This window comes from Chamaesiphon sp. VAR_48_metabat_135_sub, assembly GCF_031418915.1.
Taxonomy (GTDB): Bacteria; Cyanobacteriota; Cyanobacteriia; order Cyanobacteriales; family Chamaesiphonaceae; genus Chamaesiphon.
Window position 1 is genome coordinate 1 of record NZ_JANOJV010000316.1, and the last position, 9,243, is coordinate 9,243.

Here is a 9,243-nt window from a genome sequence, read left to right on the forward strand (position 1 = left end):
AAAAATAGAGTTTCTGCCATGCTAGGTTTACAACACTTAAATTTCTCAGATCTCACTCTAGCAGAATTAGGGGATACTTCGGCTACGCTCAGTACAAGTTGGGAATAGGGAGTAGGGAATGGGGGAAAGGGGAATGGGGAAGGGGGGTTTAAATTGTGGGGCAGATCCCCGACTTTTTCAAGAAGCCTTTGGATCTCGCAGGGTGTGGGGATTGTGAAATTTATGATTTCAAATGGTCGATCGACAAATCGGTTTGGGTACGTTATTTATAGGAGATTGTGCGTTGTATCGAAATTCGATACCAACAGCCTGATTTGCAGGCAACGCACATCGATTTTGTCCTATTTTACACATCTACGAGGAATAAACAATGAAAACATTTACCCCCCCGAAATTGCTAAAGCTCTTGCTCTGATTGGCTTTTCAGCTTTTTCTGTACTTGCCGTTGCTCCCGCTCAAGCTGTCGTACTTGATTTCAACACCTTGCCAAACACCAAATTCTATTTCGTTGGTAATACCTACACAGAAAATGGTTTCACGCTTGGTGGTTCCGTTGGATTACCTATTTCATTCATGGTTGGCACTCTAAGTTCAACAGCTCTTTTTATCAACCATACAGGTTCACCAGCTAATCTAACCAAAGTCGGTGGTGGCACATTCACTCTATCATCGATCGACCTAACCAGTTTGAATGAGAACCAATCAGTGCCTGTCACCTTTACTGGTACGAAATTTGATAATAGTACTGTCACTCAAACCTTCACTACAGATTCAGTGCTAAGTACTCTGGAGACTTTTAACTTTGCCAACTTCACTAATTTAGTTTCTGTTAGTTGGGTTAACGATTCACTACATCAGTTTGACAATATTTGTATTAATGGTGGTTGTCCTGCTGCTAACGCTACTAATGTTCCCGAACCATTTACAGTTTTGGGGACGCTCTTTGGTGCGGGATATGGTGTCGCGCTCAAGCGGAAGTTAGCCAAAGCCAAACAGGATAAAGAAGACATCTCGTAGATGTGAACAGTTAACCCGTAGGGGCAGGTTTATGCTAGAAATCTCTGTTGTAACGATAACATCTGTACAAACCTGCCCAACCCCACCAGTAACCTTCGTTCTAAAGGTTGATTGTGGGTGAGGGCGGGTTTGTACGAAGGTTGATTTCACAGCGAAGATTCCTAGCATAAACCAGCCCCTACAGATCTTTGATTCAAAATGGGCATTGGGTTTGGAGCGAAATTCGTGCCAATGTGTGTGGATGAATAAAACTCAGCTCCCGCGCGTGCAGATGCAAACGTTCTACATCTGCCTGACAACTGTAGAGTCGATCGCCTAAAACAGCTACACCTAACCCTCTAAAATCGGCTGCATGGACGCGTAATTGATGCGATCTACCTGTAACGGGCATAAACTCAATCCGTGTGTAGCTGCCGATTTGCCCTAACACCTGGAACTTCGTTAAACTGGGTTTACCTAGATTAAAGTCTACCTTTTGGCGCGGTCGATCGAGTGGATCTCCCCAAAGTGGCAGATCGATCGAGCCTTGCTGAATTTCTACTATTCCACCTAAAATAGCCTCATAAATCTTGTGGATTTGTCGCTCCTCAAACTGTTGACTCAGATGTCGATAGGTCAGTTTATCCAGTGCTAATAATAATATTCCCGAAGTATCTCGATCGAGCCGATGGACGGTATAAATTTCGGGATATAATTTCCGCAACCGAGTCAGGACGCTATCCTGGAGATCGATCGTCCGCCCAGGTACAGACAACAATCCCGCAGGTTTATCGATCGCAATCAGATATTCATCCTCATAAATAATCTCGCAATTATTCCGTCCCTTTCCCCCTTCCCCTTTCCCCTTTCCCCCTAGATCACCACTAACCGCAATCGGTACCGCCAACCCAGAAAGCATAAATCCCATCAACGGTTGACAGCGTTCCTGACAAGCTCCATAGAATTCACCCTGACATTTATCCTGACTATTTTCGCCCCACCAAAATTCCGCCATCGAGATCGGTTTAAGCTGGTGACTAGCCGCATAATGGAGTAATTTAGGCGCGCAGCAATCGCCTGTTCCCGTGGGAATCCCCGCAGGCATCAATTCCCGCAACGAGCTAGATGTGCCCAAAAAGTTCATCAACTGGTAAGCATCGTGCATCTGTGTCTGAAGTTGACGAGATCGAAGCTTGCGCCGTTGCTTCAGCTCCCGAATTCGATCGTCATTCTGGTCTAAAATCGCCTTGAGCGGGTGTAAAATTGCATCGCGCTCTTGTTTGAGTCGATCGCGTTCTCGTCCATCCTGGCAGCTTTGGGCGATGAGTTGGTCGAGTGCTGTGGTTAGTTCCAGATCGTTGAGGGTAGACTCGTATCGTTCGCGCTGTTGTTGGCGAAATGCTTTGCGCTGACGATGTTCGATCGATAATTGCTTGACCCTACCGACAAATTCTGCTGAAATCGATCGATATTGCTCTCGTTCTGTGGTTCGATCTAGATCGATTAATTCTTGCTTCATCGTTGCTAGAGCTTCTAGCGTAGCAGCTTCCTCGATCGCCACTCGATCGCGCCCAGGAATTGGTGGTACCCATCCAGCTATAATAGCCTCACTATTCAATAGTCCTGAAAAAGCTTTAATCGAGTAATATTCGCCCGTATTTGTCTCTACCAATAACACGCCATACATCTTACCTTCACGGGAATATCGATCGTCCCGTGCTAATTCCAACATTAAGTTACGGGCGATATTTTCTACTTCCTGAGTGCGCGGTAATTTTAATAGTTCGCCACTGTGGGGACAATAGCCAACATACCAATAAGTCGGGGTGGAATTTACGATCTGTTGGCGAAATGTCTGTCTGAGCAGAATGGAATGAGCATCGGGAATTGGATCTAACATTAAAAAAATTAGGTACGATCTATAAAATTCGATCGCACCTTTTCACTTTCAACTTTCTGTCTTGTCGCGCTGTCTTGAAAAGGTCCTCCACTTGGGGAAACCTGACAATAGCAACTTTCAACTTTCAACTTTTTAACGGAGAGCAGGGGTTTAAATCCCCCACCGTTTAGGTGGATTGTGTTTAGGGTGGGGTCTAAATCCCCATCCTAAATACCCAATTCTCAATTCTCAATTCTCAATTCTCAATTAATTTAAGCATCATCTAATGCAGCAATACCAGGTAGAACTTTACCTTCTAGCAATTCTAGCGAAGCACCACCACCAGTAGAAATATGACTCATTTGGTCGGCTAAACCAACTTTTTCTACTGCTGCAACAGAGTCGCCACCACCGATAATCGTGATTGCACCAGTTTTAGAAATTTCAGCTAAAGTATGGGCGATTCCTTCGGTACCAGCAGCGAATTTAGGAAATTCAAATACACCCATTGGACCATTCCAAATTACAGTTTTGCAGTCAGCTAAAGCAGCTTGGAAAACTTTGAGTGAATCAGGTCCAATATCTAATCCCATCCAACCGTCGGGGATATTGTTGATGTCAACGATTTGGGAATTGGCATCTGGGGAGAAATTGTCGGCTACTACTACGTCAGTAGGTAATAAAAGTTGAACGCCTTTCTCTTTTGCTTTCGCTTCGAGCGCGCGAGCTAAGTCTAATTTATCTTCTTCAACCAAGGACTTACCAACATTCAAACCGCGTGCTTTGTAGAATGTGAAAATCATCCCACCACCGAGGAATAATTTGTCGCATTTGTCGAGTAAGGTTTCGATCACACCGATTTTACTGGATACTTTAGAACCGCCAACAATCGCCGCTAAAGGAGCTTGGGGCTTTTCGATCGCGTTTTGGAGATATTCCAATTCTTTCTCGATTAAGTAACCCGCAACGGAAGGACTCAGATACTTGGTTACACCTTCAGTCGAAGCATGAGCGCGGTGAGCTGTACCAAATGCATCGTTGACATATAAGTCAGCATTAGCAGCCAATTTCTTCGCGAATTCAGGATCGTTCTTTTCTTCTTCTGGGTAGAAACGGACGTTTTCTAACAGTGCAACTTGTCCATTTGCCATCGCCGCAATTTTGCTGGCAACTTCATCACCGATACAGTCATCACATTTGACCACAGTTTGCCCCAATAGCTCCGACAACCGTTTCGCAACTGGAGTGAGGCGTAATTTCTCATCCACGCCTTTGGGACGACCAAAGTGGCTGCTGAGGATGACTTTAGCACCTTTGCTAGTCAAGTCGTTGATAGTAGGTAGAGCAGCACGAATCCGCGTATCGTCGGTGATATTTCCGGCATCATCTACAGGTACGTTGAAATCAGCACGAACGAGAACGCGCTTCCCAGCGAGATCGGTAGCGGATAAACTGGCAATGGACTTCTTGGACACTTGTTAAACTCCTAAAAACTATAGTGGTTAATTTTTGTTTTGATATAAAAAGCTGAAAAAATTTAGTAATACTGAATTTTTGCTGTAGTAAAAACAACATTTAGCTCTACCGCTTTCAATTCTACCGGAAAACCCGTGTAGATTTGTTACTAATTTCGATCGAGTTGGAGCTAGAGATCGAAAATAGGGTAGTAAGAGGATAAACGCTACGATTATTTAGCCTCAGTATATGTTCAACAAAATTCTATTCCCCCTCGATCGCAGTCGTGAAGCTCAAGAAGCTATCGCCGTGGCGATCGATCTGGTTCAAAAATATCAAAGCAAGCTGATTCTACTATCGGTAGTCGAGACACCAGATCTCGATGCGGAAGTACTCGAAGATCCCGTCATGCAATCTTCGGAGGCGATCGACCAACTACTACATTCGGCTCAGGATCTCTTTGCCAAACGTGGTATCCAAGCCGAAATATTGCAGCGAGAAGGAAAACCTGCTTTCACGATCTGCGATGTCGCTGACGAACTCAATGTCAATCTGATCGTGATGGGGAGTCGCGGGATCGGTCTAGATTTGGAACATACCGCTGAAAGTGTTGCTAGTCGAGTAATTAATCTCTCGCCCTGTCCGGTATTGATTGTGCCTTAGTGAGGCTTCGCGATGCGCTGTCGGTGCTAGTTAGTGAAGGGTATAAGGGTAAAAGGCTGTTTGTTTTACCCAATTTCTCGTTGATAAATGCGCTGTTTGTAAATAAGGCGAAAATTCTGAGAGAATGTGTTAAGAAAATTGAAGCAAAATCGCGATTTAGATCGCGATCGTAAAGTGGAGTAACTATCTCTAAAGAACTATGAAGCCAGATGTAAATACTGATTTTTATTAGCGTAATAATGTAGAGATCCCATTAAACAAGCATTCGATCGTGCTGGGTATGTATGCAGATATTTCATAGCGAAAAGAAGACCGAGCCAAATACCCGCGATAAGATTCTCAAAGCGGCTCAAAAGTTATTTGCCCGTCATGGCTATGATGGTACTACTACCAAGGAGTTGGCAGAAAAAGCGGGGATTGCAGAAGGTACTTTATTCCGTCATTTTACGAACAAAAAAGCGATTCTAGTCGAAGTAGCGACTCAAGGTTGGATTGAATTGTTGACAGATTTGTTGACAGAATTGAGCGAGATGGCCAGTTATGAAGCGATCTCACATGTGATGTACAAACGAATGCTGCGGCTGGGGGATAACTATGACATGATGCGCGTCTGTTTTATGGAAGTCCAATTTCATCCAGACTTACGCGATCGAATTCAAGCAGAAGTAGTTGAAAAAATGACGAGCGTAGCTGAAGCATTTTTCCAAACAGCAATGGAACGAGGCGTGTATCGACGGATGAATCCGCGCGTTATCGCTCAAGTGTTTTTAGGAATGTTTGTTGTCGCTGGATTCAGTCATGAAACCCTCGCGCAACCAGGTGCTAGTCCCCAGGAAATGAAAGAAATGGCTGAAGGATTGGCGGATATCTTTTTGAATGGAGTATTGGCGAAGAAATAGTAACTTGTTATTTGCGATCGAGTTAGGCGAAAATCGATCGCAAATTCACATATTTTAAACAGTATCGCACAGATGAAAACTCACCACCGTTTAATTATTAGCATCATTGCTATATCGATCGGATTTTTTTAATTGGTAGTGGGATCTTTGAGCCAGAAGAATTATTTATGGCGTTCAATATTCCTCATTCCGCTGGTAAATTTATGGCATTCGGTGGGATGGGGATTGCCGGATTTGGGATGTGGCAAATGGTGACATTATTGCAGCAGCGACAGCGCACCATGACAGATTTAGTCAGTTGGGCAGAGCAGGAGCGGATACAGGCGATTGTTGTGGGTTTGTTGTGCATGGCAATCGGCGCAATCCTTGTGGGTGGATTGCTTTGGTCTTTTATCGGGGTGATGCAATCTGGGAGTCCAATTCCAGTTAGACCAGTACCAATCGGCGTTGGGATCGGCTTGGGAGGAGTGCTAATTTGGCTGGGAGCAATGTTAATTAAACTAGCTATCGGCGGGAAGTCAAAGTATTGATAAGACGATTGGCTTTGCGCTGAATTTAGAGAGGGTGTGGGGCACTGGGGACTGAGAGAGAAATTAGTTGCAGAAATAATAGATCTTTTCTTGCACTTTCAACTTTCAACTAACTCCCCTGCTTGCTTAATCCAACCCTGAACTCGTGCGAGATCGGGGCAGAGATCTCGTCGTTGCAGGGTTGCGACGTGGAGTTTGAGCAGTTGTTGATGAATTTTGTGAGCTGGCATTTGGGCTAATTGCTTGACAGAAATAATTCCGGTATGGAGCAGTAAACCATTATATTGACAACCAATTCCAGGTAATCTGGCTAAATCGGCTAAAGCGACTAATTTATTCACATACTGAATTTTAGTGCCTAAATTAACGGCTAATTTCTGTTTAGTTGCGGCATCCGGTGCGACAGTTAATAGTTGTCCGGTGGTCGTAATTCCAAACTTTTCGAGCAAAGCGCGTTCGGACTTATTTAAACCAGGTAAATCGCCAATCGACCAATCGCAAATCATAGTGTAGAGGGGGAAAGGGTAAAGGAACAATAACTTGGGTTGGTAGTCAGCAGAGGCTAATTGTATCGAAGTGCGCTGTGATGAGATTTGGCTAAGATGGTAGATATCCAAGTCAATATCCTCGATCGAGTGCTAATGGACTTCACTAGTATTGTTTTGGTTCAGATTGCGATCTTTTCCTGTCTGGCGACTTTATTACCAACATCACGGACTAATTCTAGCCTCAAAATTGCGGCGATGGTCGTGCTGACTATCTTATCAATGAGTTTCTATGTTTTGCCAGATCTGATGGCAAAGATCGGTATTGGCGCGTGGACAGTATTATTACTACTGCCGCTGTCATTGATGCGCCGACTCGAATCATTAGTCAGTAACTCGGAATATTTGGCAGCCAGTAAGCTATCAAGATGGCTGAGATGGCTGGTGCCGACTGATGGTATGTGGGACTATCACCATCTCCTGAAAGGGATTTCGCTAGCCCAGACGGGGCAAATAGAGGCCGCTCGCACGATATTCGATCGATACCCATCTAGCGATCGAACCGAGATCGGTCGATCGATTACTGCTTTATTATATCGGTCTACCGATCGGTGGCAGGAATATATCGACTGGGTGCAACAGCGACTGACAATGGATCGACTCAGACTCGATCGAGGCCTGATCTTAGTTTACTACTTGCGGGCATTGGCAGAAACGGGAGACTTACATCGTTGTATCTCTGTCGTAAATAAACTCGATCGATCTCAGCAGATGAATACGCAGAATTTAGATCTGCTCAAAATGTATATTCTCGCCTACTGTGGGCGCGTCAAGGCAGTTACTCAGTCGTGCCAAAGTCTGCTCTCAATGTACCCAGAAGAGGTACATGAATTTTGGATTGGCTCGGCACATTTAGCCACAGGTAAGATCGATGTCGCAACCCGACAATTTGCAAAGCTCCGACATACAAGTACAGATCGATGCATCAAAGCGGATATTTTGTGGCGATTATCCCAGCCATTACCAGATTTGAATACACTGCAACCAGCAGATTGGGAATTTGTCGAAAAAATTGAAGCTGCAGTCCGACAAGAATCGCAGTATACCAGTCAGATCCCTACGGATGCATGGACTCCAGCAACTAGTTTATTGATGACAATTAATATTCTAGTTTTTTGTGCTGAACTGGGATGGAAATATAAGTCTGGCGACAAGAATTTTAATTTCATCGAGTGGGGTGGTTTAGCTGCGCCACTAGTACTCGCTGGTGAATGGTGGCGGATTATTACGGCAAACTTCTTGCATATGGGTATCCTCCATTTGGCGATGAATATGTTTGCCTTATTCTACTTGGGTAAATTTGTCGAATATCGATTGGGTTCCTTTAAATATCTACTTGCTTATCTGCTCGCGGGATTTGGTTCGATGGCGTTTATTACTTATTTCGATACCCGATGGATTAGTCAGCCCCAAATTACTGTCGGTGCTTCTGGAGCGATTATGGGCATGTTGGGTACAATGGGGGCGATTCACCTGGTTGGTTGGCGACAAGCCAGAGCGATATCTGCTGCACGTCAATTTCAAGCAGTGATATTGAGCGTTGTGTTCCAACTAATATTCGATCTCACCAATGGACATACGAGTATTGTCGGTCATTTTTCTGGACTGGTAATTGGCTTTTTAGTCGGACTTATTTTGTTGCAATTCGGGAATAGAGATTAATCTTGGTAAACTCACACAAAAAAATGGCGATCGATAGATTACTACCGATCGCCATTAAAATTTAAACCCCGATTTCCCTTCGTAAAGATCGCCAATGAGAGCAACATTACTAATAAGAATACTTATGAACTTTGGTTGCTTTATTTCACTAGCATAACCAACCTTCATGTCCTAAATATAACTGAGAGGAGGATCGATCGACCTCAGCCATTTGACGATAAAAGAAACCAGAAGACTCGATCGAACATCAACCTCGTAGGGGCAGGTGTCTTGTCTCGCTAAACCGTCGGGAGACCCGACGAGCGCGAGCCGCTTTATGCGAAAAACCCCAACCTGAAATCAACTTAATTCAAACCTGCCCAACCCCACCAGCAACCTCAATGCGACCGAAAATTCGATTCCCGCTGTCACGCCACACGATCGACAAGTTAATCATAGAGTTCGATCGATCGGTTAATCATAGAGTTCGATCGACAGGTTAATCATAGGGTTCGATCGATCGGTCGATAGTAGGTGAGGGCAGGTTTGTACGATAGTTGTCGTTACATTCGAGACTACTAGCATAAACCAGCCCCTACAGACCCTCCACCATTCCAAACCCCCACCAGCCCCCC

Annotated in this window: 8 protein-coding genes; 5 read left to right on the forward strand and 3 right to left on the reverse strand. The window is 44.5% G+C overall.

Features of this window, described 5'->3' with window-relative positions; genetic code table 11:
- The first annotated feature begins 336 nt into the window (after positions 1 to 336).
- Positions 337 to 1,017 (forward strand): PEP-CTERM sorting domain-containing protein, encoded by a 681-nt coding sequence (locus RMO55_RS21575; RefSeq protein WP_310430184.1) that lies wholly within the window; start codon positions 337 to 339, stop codon positions 1,015 to 1,017.
- A 193-nt stretch (positions 1,018 to 1,210) separates the two neighbouring features.
- On the opposite strand, the gene RMO55_RS21580 is transcribed toward RMO55_RS21575, so the two are convergent.
- A complete protein-coding gene (locus RMO55_RS21580; protein WP_310430185.1) occupies positions 1,211 to 2,896 on the reverse strand; it encodes an RluA family pseudouridine synthase in 1,686 nt (561 codons plus the stop codon).
- Positions 2,897 to 3,147: 251 nt separating this feature from the next.
- On the reverse strand, positions 3,148 to 4,350 hold the full coding sequence (locus tag RMO55_RS21585; RefSeq protein ID WP_310430186.1) for a phosphoglycerate kinase: 1,203 nt from the start codon (positions 4,348 to 4,350) through the stop codon (positions 3,148 to 3,150).
- 229 nt (positions 4,351 to 4,579) lie between these two features.
- Between RMO55_RS21585 and RMO55_RS21590 the strand changes: the two genes are divergently transcribed.
- From RMO55_RS21590 to RMO55_RS21600, 3 genes are all read left to right on the forward strand, one after another.
- Entirely contained in the window at positions 4,580 to 4,993 is a 414-nt protein-coding gene (locus RMO55_RS21590; RefSeq protein WP_310430187.1) for a universal stress protein, read from the forward strand.
- Positions 4,994 to 5,277: 284 nt separating this feature from the next.
- Entirely contained in the window at positions 5,278 to 5,892 is a 615-nt protein-coding gene (locus tag RMO55_RS21595) for a TetR/AcrR family transcriptional regulator (RefSeq protein WP_310430188.1), read from the forward strand.
- A 167-nt stretch (positions 5,893 to 6,059) separates the two neighbouring features.
- Positions 6,060 to 6,422 (forward strand): hypothetical protein, encoded by a 363-nt coding sequence (locus RMO55_RS21600; RefSeq protein WP_310430189.1) that lies wholly within the window; start codon positions 6,060 to 6,062, stop codon positions 6,420 to 6,422.
- A 98-nt stretch (positions 6,423 to 6,520) separates the two neighbouring features.
- Here the strand turns inward: RMO55_RS21600 and RMO55_RS21605 are convergent, their stop codons facing one another.
- Entirely contained in the window at positions 6,521 to 6,928 is a 408-nt protein-coding gene (locus tag RMO55_RS21605; RefSeq protein ID WP_310430190.1) for a DUF4332 domain-containing protein, read from the reverse strand.
- Positions 6,929 to 7,024: 96 nt separating this feature from the next.
- On the opposite strand from RMO55_RS21605, the gene RMO55_RS21610 reads away from it, so the two are divergent.
- Positions 7,025 to 8,629, forward strand: coding sequence for a rhomboid family intramembrane serine protease (locus tag RMO55_RS21610; protein ID WP_310430191.1), 1,605 nt, complete (start codon positions 7,025 to 7,027; stop codon positions 8,627 to 8,629).
- The last annotated feature ends 614 nt before the right edge of the window (positions 8,630 to 9,243 follow it).

Bases quoted from the DNA above. Each gene is read 5' to 3' on its own strand.
- RMO55_RS21580 (WP_310430185.1), bottom strand. From the start codon at position 2,896: ATGTTAGATCCAATTCCCGATGCTCATTCCATTCTGCTCAGACAGACA.
- RMO55_RS21590 (WP_310430187.1), top strand. From the start codon at position 4,580: ATGTTCAACAAAATTCTATTCCCCCTCGATCGCAGTCGTGAAGCTCAA.
- RMO55_RS21595 (WP_310430188.1), top strand. From the start codon at position 5,278: ATGCAGATATTTCATAGCGAAAAGAAGACCGAGCCAAATACCCGCGAT.
- RMO55_RS21600 (WP_310430189.1), top strand. From the start codon at position 6,060: ATGGCGTTCAATATTCCTCATTCCGCTGGTAAATTTATGGCATTCGGT.
- RMO55_RS21605 (WP_310430190.1), bottom strand. From the start codon at position 6,928: ATGATTTGCGATTGGTCGATTGGCGATTTACCTGGTTTAAATAAGTCC.
- RMO55_RS21610 (WP_310430191.1), top strand. From the start codon at position 7,025: ATGGTAGATATCCAAGTCAATATCCTCGATCGAGTGCTAATGGACTTC.